General features: G+C 40.2%; 11 protein-coding genes. 10 read left to right on the top strand and 1 reads right to left on the bottom strand.

What is annotated here, in order from left to right:
* The first annotated feature begins 43 nt into the window (after positions 1-43).
* From J9537_RS17860 to J9537_RS17845, 4 genes are all read left to right on the top strand, one after another.
* Positions 44-784 (top strand): winged helix-turn-helix domain-containing protein, encoded by a 741-nt coding sequence (locus J9537_RS17860; protein WP_218257381.1) that lies wholly within the window; start codon positions 44-46, stop codon positions 782-784.
* Between the two features lie 463 nt (positions 785-1,247).
* The gene (locus J9537_RS17855; RefSeq protein ID WP_218257380.1) at positions 1,248-2,657 is read left to right on the top strand and encodes a PTS transporter subunit EIIC; all 1,410 of its coding nucleotides are present in this window, start codon (positions 1,248-1,250) and stop codon (positions 2,655-2,657) included.
* A 41-nt stretch (positions 2,658-2,698) separates the two neighbouring features.
* Positions 2,699-4,084 carry a glycoside hydrolase family 1 protein gene (locus J9537_RS17850; protein WP_218257379.1) on the top strand — a complete coding sequence of 462 codons (1,386 nt, stop codon included), beginning with the start codon at positions 2,699-2,701 and terminating at the stop codon, positions 4,082-4,084.
* 18 nt (positions 4,085-4,102) lie between these two features.
* Positions 4,103-4,945: a histidine phosphatase family protein gene (locus J9537_RS17845; protein WP_218257378.1), complete on the top strand. Its 843-nt coding sequence runs from the start codon at positions 4,103-4,105 to the stop codon at positions 4,943-4,945.
* 103 nt (positions 4,946-5,048) lie between these two features.
* Here the strand turns inward: J9537_RS17845 and J9537_RS17840 are convergent, their stop codons facing one another.
* Positions 5,049-5,846 carry a MurR/RpiR family transcriptional regulator gene (locus J9537_RS17840; protein ID WP_218257377.1) on the bottom strand — a complete coding sequence of 266 codons (798 nt, stop codon included), beginning with the start codon at positions 5,844-5,846 and terminating at the stop codon, positions 5,049-5,051.
* 178 nt (positions 5,847-6,024) lie between these two features.
* Between J9537_RS17840 and J9537_RS17835 the strand changes: the two genes are divergently transcribed.
* From J9537_RS17835 to J9537_RS17810, 6 genes are all read left to right on the top strand, one after another.
* On the top strand, positions 6,025-7,470 hold the full coding sequence (locus J9537_RS17835; protein WP_218257376.1) for a sialate O-acetylesterase: 1,446 nt from the start codon (positions 6,025-6,027) through the stop codon (positions 7,468-7,470).
* 752 nt (positions 7,471-8,222) lie between these two features.
* Positions 8,223-9,329, top strand: a complete 1,107-nt coding sequence (locus tag J9537_RS17830; RefSeq protein ID WP_218257375.1) for a tyrosine-type recombinase/integrase — start codon at positions 8,223-8,225, stop codon at positions 9,327-9,329.
* 370 nt (positions 9,330-9,699) lie between these two features.
* The gene (locus J9537_RS17825; RefSeq protein WP_028020192.1) at positions 9,700-10,383 is read left to right on the top strand and encodes a WxL domain-containing protein; all 684 of its coding nucleotides are present in this window, start codon (positions 9,700-9,702) and stop codon (positions 10,381-10,383) included.
* 68 nt (positions 10,384-10,451) lie between these two features.
* Positions 10,452-11,531, top strand: coding sequence for a WxLIP family cell surface protein (locus J9537_RS17820; RefSeq protein ID WP_028020193.1), 1,080 nt, complete (start codon positions 10,452-10,454; stop codon positions 11,529-11,531).
* Positions 11,521-11,910: a hypothetical protein gene (locus J9537_RS17815; protein ID WP_035019375.1), complete on the top strand. Its 390-nt coding sequence runs from the start codon at positions 11,521-11,523 to the stop codon at positions 11,908-11,910. The genes J9537_RS17820 and J9537_RS17815 overlap by 11 nt, the downstream gene beginning before the upstream one ends.
* Entirely contained in the window at positions 11,903-16,366 is a 4,464-nt protein-coding gene (locus J9537_RS17810) for a WxL domain-containing protein (RefSeq protein ID WP_028020195.1), read from the top strand. The genes J9537_RS17815 and J9537_RS17810 overlap by 8 nt, the downstream gene beginning before the upstream one ends.
* The last annotated feature ends 80 nt before the right edge of the window (positions 16,367-16,446 follow it).

Genomic DNA, 16,446 nt, shown 5'->3' with positions numbered 1-16,446 from the left:
CCAAGTCTGCACTTGGACTGTTTCAAAGGAGAGGATTAAGTGAATGAAACCTATTTTGATTTTGACCAAGAATTTAGTCATTGAGCAACCCCTGCAGCAGCAACTTCAACACCTGAACTACGAAGTCTTTTGTTCTGTGGACTTGTTGGAATGTTTAAAGTCCAGTGTCTATCAGGCAGAAGCCAAGCAGGAAGCCTTGAAGGGCTACCTGTTGAATTATCAGGCAGTCATCTTGAGTGAGACACTGGCGGATTCTGAAATTCGTGAGCTGTTGCCGATCTTAAAGTCGGACAAACGGGCATTGTTGCGAAAATCTGGCAATAAGCCCTCCGCAAGTGAAGAGGAGCATCTAAAGAAATTGGGTGTGGTGGATTGGTTGTCTGGCAATCAGTCGATTGATCTCTTACGCGAGCAGCTGTCAGAGAAGCTGGCACCGTATCAAAAGGATGAAACGAACATCGTATTTCTCTATAAGAACGAGCAAGCCATGCCAAGCGGCAACCTTCTGCAATTGAAAAAGAGCCTGACTAAGCGAGAACAGACCATGCTGGATTGTCTGATTCGCTCAAAAGGCGGCGTGGTCTCACGAGAAGAATTATGTGCACGTCTCTGGAACGAGGCACCGAATAATTCGCATCTTTCGCAGACCTCTGTCTTGATAAAGCGGATCAAGATGAAGCTGCAGATCGCAGGATTCGACCCAGAGATGCTGCAGACAATTTGGGGGAGCGGCTACATGTTGACACAAGGGGTCTTTGACAAGGATTACTTAGTCAAGGCTTAGCACAAGGGGGAGCTATTAACATAGGATAGGTTTTATTGGTCATCGGTTCATAGATACACAAAAAAATATAATTTTATGCGAGATAGCTGATAGATATTGGCGTCTCTTTTTTTGTTTAGAAGAGCTTTTTTTAGAATAGTAAAAATTTTGATAAAGAAAGAAGTCATTCCTCTAGATGTTTGTAATTAATTACATGTTTAAGATTAATACAGATAAAAATTTCAAAATCTATTGACAACCAATCTGGAAACCGCTATCATGAAAATGTAATATATTTCATATGTTTTGAATATTAAGTAATAAGTTTCTAAAATGACGAAAGGAGTTTACATATGAGTAAAGTGTTTTTCGATGAAAAAGGGTTTATGTCGGCGGCTTAGGTTCGGTAAAAGGTATACGAAAACAAGTAAATGCACTTATTTTTCAACTAATTGAATGATAAATATGGAAAGGATAATGAACAATGAAATATGAAGAATTGGCACGTACGATCGTGCAAAATGTTGGGGGAAAAGAGAACGTTATTGACCTGAGTCATTGTATGACTCGCCTTCGATTCAAATTAAAGGATGAAGGGAAAGCGAATACGGATATCTTAAAACGTACTGATGGAGTAGTATCTGTGGTTCAAAGCGGTGGACAATATCAAGTGGTTATTGGCAATTCTGTTGGCGATGTTTATAACGATATCAACACCATTTTTACTATTAATGAAGAAAAAAGTGCCGACGATACAAAAAAAGAAAACAAGAACGCCTCGATTTTCGACCGTTTCATTGATCTAGTTTCAGGCGTGTTTACACCAACCTTAGGTATTTTAGCTGCAACTGGGATGATCAAGGGATTAAGTACGGTATTTGTAGCGACTGGGTTATTAACCATGACTTCTGCAACCTATCAGATTCTAACGGTTATCGGAGATTGTTTCTTTTATTTTTTCCCAGTGTTCTTAGGCTATACAGCGGCACAAAAATTTAAGGGAAATGTTCTTATTGGTATGGCGATTGGGACATCAATGGTTTATCCGACACTCGCTGGAATCATGGCGGAAAAACCACTTTATACTTTATTTTCTGGAACAATAATTGAATCGCCTGTTCATTTGACCTTCTTAGGTATACCAGTCATCTTGATGAGCTATGCGTCAAGTGTTATTCCGATTATTATCGCTACTTGGATTGCTGCTAAAGTGGAAGGTAGACTGAAAAAAATGGTCCCTGATGTTGTGAAATCCTTCTTCGTACCTGCTGGAACACTGTTGATCGTCATTCCATTAACTTTCATCATTATTGGACCGATCGCAACATGGGCTTCACAGCTCTTTGGCGCAGGAACACAAGCTTTGTATAACCTGAGCCCAGTCGTTACTTCTGCTGTATTAGCAGGTGTGATGCAGATTTGTACGATCTTTGGAATCCATTGGGGGATCGTTCCGATCACGTTGAATAATTTGGCGGTACTCGGCTATGATATGACGATTCCAGCGACGACCATCGGGATATTTGGTCAGGTTGGAGCAGTTTTGGCAGTTATGTTGAAAACGAAGGATAAGAAATTGAAGGCGCTGACCTACCCAGCGTTTATCTCTGGGATTTTTGGAGTTACAGAGCCAGCGATTTATGGAATTAATTTACCTAGAAGAAGACCATTTATTCTAGGATGTGTTAGTGCTGTTGTCGGCGGATTGATTGTTGGTTTGATGGGGACAAAAGGCTATGCGCTGATCGCAGGAATCTTCTTGCTGCCAAGTGTCATCGGGCCAAATGGAATCGATCAAGGATTTTATGGATTAGTGATTGGAATTATCGTCACTCTTGTTCTATCTTTTGGTCTTGTCTATTTCTTCTGGAAAGAGGATGAAGAAGTTGCTTAACCGATAGGAACAAATTGTATTCGAAATTGAGGAGAATGATTATGACTACATTTAAAGAGAATTTTATGTGGGGAGGCTCTGTCTCAAGTATGCAGACTGAAGGTGCTTGGGATGAGGATGGAAAAGGTCTCACTGTATACGATACAAAAAAGAAACGAACGTATGCAAAAACGTCATCTGATTGGGAAAACGGCATAGACTTTTATCATCACTATAAAGAAGACATCGCACTATTTGCTGAAATGGGTTTCAATTCGTATCGCTTTTCAATAAGCTGGGCGCGTATTTTACCTGATGGTGAAGGAAAGGTAAATCAAGCAGGCTTGGACTTCTATGAGCGTGTGATCGATGAATTGCTCGCTCATCAGATTGAACCGATCGTTTGTTTGTATCATTTTGACCTGCCAGATGCGTTGGCTGAAAAATATGGGGGCTGGCAATCGAGAAAAGTTTTAGAAGCTTATCAGGAATATGCGGAAGTCGTTATCAAACATTTTGGTAAAAAAGTGAATTACTATATCCCCATCAATGAGCAAAATGTCGCCTATACATTGACGAGCGATCTATTACCAGCGGGTATTGACCCTAAAGAATTGGCGAAGTATGAAGCACAGGCGCAGCATCATTCATTCTTAGCCTCAGCATCAGTGAAGCACTTAGTCAAAGCGTTTGCCCCCCACGCAAAGGTAGGGGGGATGGTCGCCTTCTCTCCATTCTATCCAGAAACCTGTAATCCTGATGCGATCTTGAGTGCACAAATTGCAAATCGTAGAATGACCTATCAATCAACGGATGTTTTTGTTTATGGGGAATACCCGCAAGATTTGCTTCATGATTGGGAGAAAAATGGGATTATGCCAGAAATCACTGCTGGTGATAAACAGTATCTAAAAGAAGGAGTGGTAGACTTTTTACCATTTAGCTATTATCAAAGCGCAATGGCTAAAACAGGTGCAGATATTACCGTTAATTCTTTTTTAGATTCTTTTCTAGATGGCACACAACCGAAAAATGAGTTTTTGGGTGTGAGTGAATGGGGTTGGATCATTGATCCAAAGGGATTACGATTAGCGGCAAAGGAACTGTATGATCGTTACAAAATGCCCGTATTTACAGTGGAGTGTGGGATTGGAGTCAAAGAAAGCTTGAATGACGATCTGACTGTTGCAGATGATTATCGAATTGATTATTTGCGGGATCATGTTGAACAGCTGAAATTGGCAGTCGCGGAGGACGGCGTTGATTTGATGGGCTTTCTTACCTGGGGACCGATCGATATCCTCAGCTCACAAGGAGAAATGAAGAAACGCTATGGCTTTATTTATGTAAATCGCGATGAAACAGATCTAATGGACTTAAAGCGATACAAAAAGAAAAGCTTCAATTGGTTTAAGCAAGTAATTGAGAGTAATGGGGAAACACTGTAGCTGTGAAAGGAGAAACGAATGAATCTAGCCAAAAAAATTGTTATTGGTCTATTATCCATAGGGATACTGTCCGGTTGTTCGTCTAGTGGAGAAAGTACGGGTTCTACTGAGGTACCATCAACAGAGAGGGAAGAAGTCACGGTTTATTTCACCCGACACGGAAAAACAATGTTGAATACAACTGGAAGATCACAAGGGTGGAGTGACTCGCCATTAACACCAGCAGGCATTGAAGTGGCGGAGGATGTTGGCAAAGGGATTGGGGATACTATTAAGTTCGACAAAGTATATAGCAGCGACAGCGGACGTGCTATTGAAACAGCCGAAATTATTATGGATAATGCAGGGCAAAAAGAAAAGGTTCTCAAGGACAAACGTCTACGTGAGTTCAACTTCGGTACCTTTGAAGCCACGTCAGGTGCAGAATCGGTAAAAGCGATTGCCGAGAGAAAGAATCTTTCTGCAGATGAATATACAAAAAAAGCAGCGAATGAAGGTGGCGGCTATACAGGGTTCATTAAAGAACTCTCAGATGATCTAGCGGAGATCGACAAAGAAAATGTTCAAGAAGATAGTAACTGGCCGGCTGAAGATTATGAAACAGTTGCGAAGCGTTCTACTGAAGCATTGAAGGAGATCGTAAACAAAGCAAGTGAAAATGGCGATGAATCAATTTTAATTGTTTCTCACGGAATGACTTTAGCGACACTGCTAAATGAACTAGATGCGAGTGTCTCTAGTAAAATTCCAATGTCTGGGTTAGAAAATGCAAGTATTTCAAAAGCTATCTATCATGACGGAAAATGGAAAGTAGAATCAGTCAATGATATGAGTTATGCAGAAAAAGGGGCGAAGAATTAGCAGCTATTCAAGTAAACGAATAAGAAAAATTGTTTAAAAGAATTCGTTGGATTTTCTTCAATAAAGACCGTAAAAAACAAATTCGCGTTTTTTACGGTCTTTTCTAATCCATCATTTGTTCTCGTTGGTCGCTTACCCAATTATAATAGTAAGAGATGATTTCAGAAAATAGAAATAGCTCAAAGCGAACATCTAATTGTCTCAAAGAACCGTCATCTCTTAAGTAAGTTGAAGCGGCTGGTAAAACAAAGGTTTTCGTTGCTTGATCAGCAATTTCAGCGTCTTTATTCATTGTGATTAGGATAGTTTTTGCTCCCGCCGAATTTGCGGCTTCTATTAACTCACTGTAGAGAGCCATGCCTGTTACAGAGTAAATGATGTAGACCCAATCTTTTTTTATCGTTTGACTCAAATAATGCATCTGTGTCTCTGTAGTGATCGCTTCATAGAAAACGCCTTGAGAGTATAATGAATAAACGAGTTGTTGTGCGGCCAAACCAGTATTATCAAAGCCCACACATTTTACATCCTGTGAATCCATCATCCACTCGACGACCTCAATAAGGTCCTTCTCCATGTTTTCTTTTTTTAATTTGGCAAAGGAGCGTTCATAGGTACCAATAATTTCTTGAAATAAAGAATGTTTAACAGGCGTTTCTTCCTGCTTTTTCTCTGTTACAAATGCATCCAAGGCTAACTTAAATTCAGGATATCCGCTATAACCGATTTTTTTGATTGCTCGTAAAACTGTTGGTGAACTAACATCAAAGCGATTCGCCATATCGTGAATAGAGAGTCCGACAAATTTTGGCGGGTCCGCCATGATATTTTCAAAAATCTTTTTATCTGTTTTTGACATCTTAGTATAGTGAATCGTGATTGCTTCTTCAATGTTTTGCATTGATTGTACCGCCTTTCTTCGTCTTCCTAAAACTATCGTAACAATAAAAGTAACAAATTTCAAACTGAATATAGATGTAGAAACATGTTTCAACCCGACTTGACAGAAACAATAGAAAACGTATTGCTAAGAAAAACAATCCATCATTATAATTTTAAATAAAAAGGAATTGAGAACTATGTTAAAAATGAATCCATTAGTTACTGACAATGCGGTTTTTCAAGCAGAAAAGAATCATATTGTTGGTGGCAGAACATTACCAAATCAGACAATCAAGCTAATTGCAGACACCTTGATTTTGGAAGGACGGAGCGATCACAAAGGTGAGTTTTCATTTATTTTACCTCCGCAAGATTATGGAACCTCTATGAGGATACGAATTATTGCAGAAGAAGAATCAAAAGAATTTTCAGTGCAATATGGGGATGTATTTCTCTTCGCCGGGCAATCAAATATGCAATATACAATGGCAGAGGAAAAGCATTTTTTAGAAGAGCGCTCAAGTATCAGTGATGAAAAAATCTTTTTTCACGTAGTAGATACGCCTGAGTATGAGCTCAAAATAGAAGAAGAAGCACATGGCAACTGGCAAAAACTGACTTCTGACAATTTGGGTGAGCTATCAGCGATCGCTTATTACTCAATGAAAGAGCATAAGAAGAATCATCCCGATCGAATTATTGGAATCGTTGTTTGCAGTAAAGGGGGGACGAGTGCTAGTTGTTGGATCAGCGAAGAAGATCTGACGGAGGAAGCAGTGCTGAATGAAGAGATCATGAGTCCTTTTTCTAAAGCAATAGAGGGTCGAAATAAAAAAAGCTTTGACGAGGAATTCAAGGAATATATTCAATCCTATCAACAGTATTCGGAAAAAAGAGCTATGTGGATAAGAGAGCATCCTGAGTTGACCTTAGGAGAAATTAAACAACAGATCGGTCATTCTCCTTGGCCACCACCAGCAAATCCCTATCTCTTCAATCGGCCTGGAGGGTTATATCAAACAATGTTTAAACGAATTGCGCCCTTCAGCTTTTCAGCAGTCATCTGGTATCAGGGAGAAGAGGACACCGCTAAAGGACATCTTTATTCCGTCCTGCTTAATCGATTGATTCATCGCTGGCGCAAGGATTTAATGGAACAAGTTCCCTTCTATATCATCCAGCTTCCTTTGTGTCAGGATAAACCTCAGCATGATTGGGCGACTGTGAGACGGGCCCAAGCGCAAGCGATTCAAGATTTGGACAATCTCTTTTTAATCACAGGACTTGATTGTGGTGAAGTAGATGATATTCATCCTAAAGAAAAAGCTCTTTTGGGACAAAGAGTGGGTGAGATAGTAGACAAGGTATATTATCCTAGCGCGCCTGTCGCAAAAATTGCTGATTGGTGTGAAGCGGGACTCAGTATTGAGGTAGAATACGCCAATTCACTCGAATTGCAGGATCATCAAATTTTCGAACTTGATACATCCATTAAAAAACTAACTTTGGAGAAAAACAAAATTTTCATTGAAACAACCTCAAGCAGTCATAAAATTTCTTATGCTTGGGAGAATGCACCCGATGTAGTTCTTTTTAATGAAGTAGGTTATCCCGTCGCTCCATTTCGTTTTGAAAGACCATAAGCGGAAATTCTCTAAGAAAAAGCGGTTAAAAGAAATGGACAGAAGCTTACCTTAGGGTATGGATTTTTTGCTGAAAATTGAAGAGAAAAAAATCCTAGGAAACCATTCATTGATCATGACATATGGGGAAGTCAAAAATTTATAATCTTGTATGAGACAGTCGGTAACAATCGGCGTCTCATTTTTTTTACCCGTTCCCAATAGTATGAATAGCACGCTCGTTTTTCTGAAGAAGGTCAGATTAATAAATAATTATAAATTAAACCATCATTATTTTGGTATATCCATCGGATATGCCTTTTTTATTTGTCGAAAATAAAGTTTTATCTATATACATCTACGATTATTTTGTAAACCAACGATAAGTTTTCACACGGTATATTACTAGACATACATAGCGTTAGTAAGAATAAACGGACCAATGAATACATAAAAAATATCCCCTCAAATATGAGGAGATACTTTTTAAGCTGAAACTTACCTAAGTAATAATTATAATGAAAAATTTCTTAGTATTGTTAAAACCAAGTGAAAAAGTTAAGTTTAAAAAACGAAAATCAGATTATTTTTAACTGTCGACGTAATTATAAGTTAATTAAAGTCACATTTCAATGTTTTTTTGGCGAAAAGTTATTAAAGTTCATTTTTTGCTAAATAAAAAGTATCGGTATATACAATGAACAATTAAAAAACGGAGAAAAGACCCTATATATAGAGCGTCAATTTCGCCGTCAAAGAAAAGGGGAAATCGTATGCGCAGAGGAGAGAATATCTATCGAAGAAAGGATGGCCGTTGGGAAGGTCGGTATCGAAAAGGTCGTAAGGCTAACGGACAAGTAAAGTATGGCTATGTGTATGGTCGATCATTGCAAGAAGTACGTATGAAGCTCTATCCATTGAAGGTTCGCTATCAAAGCATTCAAAATACACAGGGAGAGCTATGTATCCCACTGCAGGAGTGGGGGAATCAATGGCTGCTGCAAATACAATCCAGCGTCAAGCCTGCTACATTTGCCAATTACCAATACAAATTAACGAAGTATGTCTTTCCCTTTTTGGGAAGTCAGCAGCTAAATGAATTAACCTCAAAGGATGGTCAAGAAATGGTCCAGCAGTGGAGCCGTCGGGGGTTGAAGGTCTCTACGATGAAAGTGATCCTACAAATAGTGAGTCAATGCTTGAACCGAGCAACAAAAATGATGTATTTGAAGGAAAATCCATTTTCTTCTATTCAATTGCCAAAGGAGAAGAAAAGAAAAATTCCAGCATTGTCAAAAAAAGAGCAGCAGCGGTTGGAAAAATCCGCTCTAAAGGAAGGTGGAGTACGAGGGCTGCCAACGTACTTAGCATTATACACAGGCTTAAGAATCGGGGAAATCGCCGCTTTACGCTGGTCGGATATTGATTTTGAGCGAAATGTGATTCAAGTGAGCCACACTTATCAAAGGCTCGCGTTATCAGTCGGGAAACGAAAAACACAACTACTCTATGACACGGCTAAGACAGAGGCGGCTGTTCGGATCATTCCTTTTGGGTCAAAGCTAAGGAAGCTGTTGCTTCAACAAAAAAGAAATACGAAGAGTCGGTATGTTTTTTCCCATAAGAATCATCCTATCGAACCGCGTTTGCTAACGTATCACTTTCATCGGTTGCGTGAACAAGCAGGGATCAAGGGCATTCACTTTCATCAATTGCGCCACACCTTCGCGACACGTTGCTTGGAAGCACAAAGCGATATCTTATCTGTGAGTGCGATGTTGGGGCATACTTCTACACGGTTGACGCTAGATACGTATGCGGATTCCATGATTGAGCAGCGAGTCCAAGTGGTCTATCAAATGGAGAAACTCTTACATTAGTTTGTTAACCAATAACAAAAAAATTTTAAAAAAGGCAATATTCGGGCAGAACTTTTTTTTAAATTCGTGAAAGCGCTTACTTGTTTATTGTTGAAATGCGAGCGATTCTTTTTATAGTAGATAGAGCTATCGATCATTCGATGGAGGGTTATCGCGGTCTCATTTACCGTCAACTTCCGTCAGGCATCTCCTCTAATGTGTTTATCTATCAGTGTTTTTGACTTCTACCTTGGTTTTAACAAAACCAAGTGAAAAGTAAACGAATGGAGATAGCGTATCAGTATCACGGATCTATTTTAACAGAAAGTCATCTATTTGCTAAAACAGAAACTTTTCTTTCTGTTTAGAATAAAAAAAGGAGTGTTTTTTAATGAAAGATTTGAAAGGAAAATTAGTCGTTAGTTTAGCTAGCCTATCCGTTCTGGGTTTGGCATTTGCTGGGAGCATAGGAGGATTTGCGGATACGTTGGACACACCTGTACGAGTTCAATTTGAGGCAGAGGGGCTTATTCCTAACCCCAACCCAGATCCGGATGAATTACAATTGCGCTTTGTTCCAAACCTTGTCGATTTTGGTAATACACATACTGCTGGAAATGCACTGACACAATCAATCGGCACAAGCGGAAAGTATGTTGCGTTATATGATGGAAGAGATACTGCTCTTACAAATAATGAGTGGACATTATCTGCCAGTGCTTCTAACTTAACCAACCCAGTCGCTCCTGCACAAGTGATCAACTCAGGGAAGATCAAAGTTGCAGTAGGAAGTATGAAAGATTGGGGTGCGCCTAGTGCTCCTACTTCTGCGAATACTACAACCAATGCCGCAAATATTACTGTAGGCAGTGGCATCACAGCAGGTGTTGCGGAGTTAGCCTTGGATGGAACGACTACTGAGTTAGCGAAGACGGACTCAAGTATTAGTGATCATGGTTATGCGTTGCCAATCGATTCAATGACATTAGAATTGGCTGCCGGCGATTCAAATACTGCGTTTGCCGGACAATCATTCCAAGGAAATATCACTTGGGCGTTAACTGATTCATTCTAATTACTTTACTGAGTGAAAGAGAAGAGGATTGTTCTCTTCTCTTTCTTTTATTTAAGGAGAACCACTAAATGAAAAAAAAGCTTCTCATAAAAGATCTTTTATTTCTAGTTAAAAAGAGTTTTTGTTGTTTATTGATAGTTTCCAGTTGTTTTCTATTCAGCACTGTGAGTTTAGCAGAAGAAGCGGGGAGCTCGGGGGAAAAGGCAACACAACCTGAAAATGATGTAGGCTTTGCGGTAGAGCCTGTACAAACTGCTACACAAATCGATTCTCAAAAGGGCTTTTATTTTATTAAGGTTGAACCGAATCAGCCGCAAGAACTATCGATAAAAATCAGGAGTACAAACGTCGCGCCAGCAACTGTCAGTATCTATGTAAAAAATGCGTATACCAATCAAAACGGTTCAATTGATTACGATAGTGATGACTATGAAAGAGATGCCACTTTGACAGATTCTGTCGAAGAATTAACATCCGTTTCCGAGAAAAAGGTAACCGTCAAAAATTACGAAGAGAAAATTGTAACAATTAGCGTTAATCCTCCCCATGAAAAATTTTCAGGGGTTAAAGGGGGAACGATTTGCATCATGAAAGCTGATTCGTCAGAAGAAAAAGAAGGACTGAGTTCTACGTTTGGATATCGTATCGGATTACTGCTTACGGAAGACTCAGAAGTTTATGACGATGGCTCTTCCTTGAACCTCTTAAAAGTCCGTTCCACAGTGCATCAGGGGAAGCGGGTGATCCAAGCTCGAATGCAAAATCCTGAACCAAAAGTATTGAAAGATTTAATGATTGAGACCAAATTATACAAAAAGGGCAGCCGTGAGGTAATTAAGAAGAGAACAGCCAATAATATGCGAATGGCACCAAATTCTCAATTTGATTTTTCAACGAATTGGGGGATTGATCCGATCAAAAGCGGCACATATACTCTCCAAGTGCGTGCACAGTCAGGGACAAATACATGGGAATGGAAAAAAGACTTTACTATTGGAGAAAAGCAAGCGAAAAAGATCAACGAGGAAGCGAGCTTTACGATTACCTTCCCGGAATGGGTACCGCTTGTCACTATTTTGATAGGAGTGGTTAGCATTATCTTGATAGGTTGCCTTTATGTGCGGAGTAAAAAATGGAATGTACCTTAAAAAATCTCAAAAAGAAGGTGAAGAGATGAAAAAAAAGAGAATGGCAATTTCTTTCTTCATTGGGATAATAATTAGCCTCGTTCTTTTTATAGACCCTATAAAGTCTTGTGCCACTAGTACAACGATGACAATCACTTTTTCTAGTCAAGAAAGAGAGAGAGAGGGTGAGTCAACGACTGATCTACCATTGATTAAACATACAAGAGAAAAAAAGAGAGATGAATCTTTTTTAGCCTATTCAGGTCAGCGAAGATTGCCCACCACTGGGGAAGAATATAATAGTGTTCTGTCTTGTCTAGGATGGACAACATTCCTATTTACTTTGCTCTTTTTCTTCATTGGCAATTATGAACGAAGAAGGAGGGATGGATGTGAATAAAAAATGGGTTTCATTTTTTATGTTCGTAGGCTTTTTATCTAGTACGGTGATTCATCCGGCGATTAGTATAGCCGTTTCACAGGGGACACAGAACTCCCAGAGTCAAACAGAAGCCTCTACTAATACGCTGACGACTATGTCTAGTGATGTGCTGGGAGCGCCAAACGAAACAGCAGATTCTGAGGAAGAACCAATTGTCGAAGCGCAGGAGCAAGAGATTTATGCAGAGAAAAACTATGATGAGCGGGATTTATCAAAAAAAGATGAAGAAAATGGTTCACAACCGTTTGTCCAAGCAGAAATAGATCAGAAAGGGCTAAGTGGAGAAATTCAACGAAGCTCTGAATCCTCCGATGAGTCAACAACAATCCTAGAAAAAGTAGCTTTGCAGACCAAAACGAAAGATACTGGTTGGCAAGAAGTAACGGTATTCAAAGAGAGTACGGACCATATACTGAACGAGTCTAATTTTATCTTTGAACTTAAAGATATTTTAGAAGAACAGGATTACCGATTGATTGTAGATTATGAGATAGAGGTACCCAACGAAGAACAATCTGTAGTAAGAACTATTCATAAAGGGCACATTCTTTTTAAAACAGATATAACGGAAGCTTCTGAAAAAAACACAGAAATCTATGAAGAGAAGCTGCAAACACAATCGACAGCTCAAAATGAGCACCCGACTCGAACACAAGGAGAAATAACTCCAAGAGCAGTAGCTGATGTTGTATATAATGGTTCGGCAGGTACAGGCGGCAAGATAAGTACTTATGTAAAAATACATGGTATAAAAGCCAAAGAAGCATCTATTGAACTCAAGTATCAATTGTACTCCAGTCCAGCATATACACGCTATGCTGTTTGGAGTACAGATCCAAATCGTATCATCAAGCTTTGTGCCAATGTATCTAGTGCTTCACAATTGTCAAAAGCATTGTGGACAGAATTGAAGGCAGACGGCACTAATGTAGTTGTACCGTTTAATAAGAGTTGGGATGATGGTTCTGTTACATTTGGGTCGGGGAAAATGACAAATCTTAAACCAAAAACAACGTATTATGTTTGGCTTTTTTCAGTTCCATCCAGTGAGATAAACATCGGATGGTATCATCCACAAGGAACGTCTACTATTCTGGAAAAATACATCAGGACACCGTATGTTTTCACTACGGATTCTGCAGCGGCGTTATCTATCGCTGCTCCGACTTTTACACAAGCAAGTGCGACGCACAACACGATTCCAATGGTTGGAAAGAACTACACTGGAGATATTTTCCAAACGAGTGGACAAGGGAAAGTGCAGGTAACTTCAAACGATGGAACAACCGTTCAAGATAAGGTGACAAACTTAGGTCATACAATTTCTCAAGGGGGAACCTACAACAGTGCTACTGTGTCGGGATTAACTGCAGGAACACGATATAAGGGAAGAACGGCGATAAAAGACTATGAAGGAACATGGCGTTATTCTCCATGGAGCGGGTATTTTTACACTGCTAATACAGTGAATCAACCTGCAGCTCCAACGCTGAATACACCAAGTGCAGCAAATAACGCAACAGCACAAGTGAGTGCTACCTATAATGTTGGAGATGTGGCAGCACATCCTACATCGACGGATATTCAGATCAGTACTAATAACTCGACTTGGACAACAATTACAGCGGATACAACCCCAGCAATTACGAACAGAGTTTTTAATACTAGTAGCAAAAGTGTAAGTTTTACCCTGTCAAAGCTCAATGCTAGAACAAAGTATTATGTGCGCTATCGTGTTCGAAATGCCAGTAATGTGTGGTCAGGCTATTCAACTGCTCGGGAATTTACCACGGGAGCAATGACATTATCTATTGGAACCCCGACATTCACGCAGACAACAGCCACCCATAATGCCATTTATATGACGGGAACGACCTATACGGGAGATATTTTCCAAACGAGTGGGCAAGGAAAAGTGCAAGTAACTTCTGATGATGGAGCGACGGTTCAGGATAAGGTGACGAATTTAACGCACACTGTTTCTCGAGGAGGAACCTATCACAATGTAACAGTACCTAACTTAGTTGCTGGAACAAGGTATAAAGGTAGAGTTGCCATCAAGGATTATGGCGGAACGTGGAGATATTCAGCATGGAGTGCGTATTTTTATACCGCAAATACAGTCAATCAGCCCGCAGTTCCAACCCTGAATACGCCAACGGCTGCGAACAATGCAACAGCTCAAGTGAGCGCTACTTATAATGTAGGGAACGTAGCTGCTCATCCAACATCAACGGATATTCAGATCAGTACCAACAATTCGACTTGGACAACAATTACAGCGGATACCACGCCAGCAATTACAAACAGAGTCTTTGATACTGTAAATAAAAGTGTGAGCTTCACCCTATCAAAGCTCAACTCTAAAACGAAGTATTATGTGCGCTATCGTGTGCGAAATGCCAGTAATGTGTGGTCAGGTTATTCAACTTCTCGTGAGTTTACGACAAAAGGGGTCCCGTTAACTTATATATCTAATCCGACCTTTAGCTATACGACTTCAGCAAAAAAAATGATTTTGAATGAAGGAAGCTATAATGGTGATATATATGGTGGAGCAACTAATGGGCAGCAAGGAATGCATGTGAAAAACGATGCTGGTGCATGGGTTAGCGTACGCGGAGGTAGTGTGCATCATGAAATACCGTACGGCAGTGGGAAATATGCTGCTGGTGGCTATACATTACCCGATGAATTGATGCCAGGAACTCAGTATCGTTCCCACATATTTATTCGTGATACTGATAATGTGTGGCAAGAATCTTGGCGCTTGAACAATAATACCTATTCCTACTTTTATACAAAAAATGAAGTGGATGGTGTTACCAATGTCACCTATACACCGGCACAAACAGCATCAAGTGCCAGCGCATCAATGGTCGGAGTCTATAAAGTATCCGACTACTCGCAAGGGCAAGCGCACCCGAAAGAATCGGGGGTTACTGATGGTTATGATGGTCAAAAAGGTGTAGATATTCGTATACGTTCTTCCCAAGATACTAATTACACGTCTTGGAAAAGTGTAAAAGCAATAGGAACAGTTGGCTCGCCCATTACTGTTACTTCGCTGACTATTAATTCGACAAGTAAACGGGTTGAATTCACACTCGGACATATGGAAGCAAATACTACGTATGAAGTACAGTATCGTGTGAAAAATGATAGCAATCAATGGTCTGAGTATTCTAGTGTTGTATCCATTCGAACATACGGGATCGCTCTACAAATCTCACCACCTGTTTTCGATCAAGCGACTGCCACAGCCACAAGTATTCAATTGAAGCAAGGGACTTACAGTGGAGATATTTCACAAACATCAAATGATGGGGTCATTTTTACTGAATCCTATAATAACGGAACCAATGACAAAGACTGGACCGCACGGGTGAATAATCTACAACACACCACCACAACAAACGGAACGTACGCTGCCACGATGGTGAACGGCTTGACTCCTGGAACTCGTTACAGAGGGTGGGTGCAACTCAAAAACTTCGAAGGGACTGTTGTTGGACCGATAGGGCAACCAACAGGTGCCGCAAACGAATATTTTTACACGAAAAATACTGTCTCCAGTTTAAGTACGCCTACATTAAATACACCTGTGGCGGAAAATGGGGCGACCGCTGAATTTTCAGTGGATTATCAAGCCGCGGGCGATCATCCAGATCAACCTGCAGCCCATCCAAGTAAGGTAAAGGTGTATTTAAGCACCAATGGTGTTGATTTTTCTGAAATCAGCACTCAGTCGAGTTCTCCATCAATCGATATGTATGATTTTGATACAACGAATAAAAAAGCAACTGTGAAAATCAAGAACTTGATCGCCGGACAATCGTATCATGTGAAGTGCAGTGTTGTTAATCAGGGAGGCGAGTCTGAACAAACCCCTACACGAGCATTTACTACCAATCAACGACAGGCGGGTTTTTATATTTCAGAAACACCGACCTTTAACTTCGGTGTTCAATCGGTCAGTTCAAACGTGATAGCCACGGGATTGTCAACTGCTCAAGGAACCGCTGATTTTGGAATAAAGATGGAAAATGTAGGAATAAATTCCAACTGGTCTTTTGCGGCTCGCGTCGCTTCATTACAAACACAGGATGGGAGTAATCAAGAACTAACAGGCGCACAGCTTTCCTTCGAGAAACAGTTGCAGCACACAACAGATGGTATGAATTGGCAGCCGATAACTCAAGATTTTGAAGGATTGTCTGAACCAACGGCGAGCCTCCCTGCCAATGATACGACGACTCAATTATGGAAGTCGACGAGTATTGCTGCAGGGCAAGGGAAATTTAGAACAACGATTGGCTTTGAGTCTGTCAAGCTGTCTATTCCGGGAAACGTGGCTCAAAAAGGCGCGTTTTACGAAGGGAAGATAGAATGGTTAATGGTAAATGAACCTTAGTAGTTATTCTCTATTTCCCACAAGGAGTATTTTTTCTTTTTATAAATTAGGAATGGTGAGAGTGTTTTTCTCACCATTCC

The organism is Enterococcus raffinosus, assembly GCF_019175485.1.
Taxonomy (GTDB): Bacteria; Bacillota; Bacilli; order Lactobacillales; family Enterococcaceae; genus Enterococcus_A; species Enterococcus_A raffinosus.
This window is presented reverse-complemented; position numbering and strand designations above follow the sequence as displayed.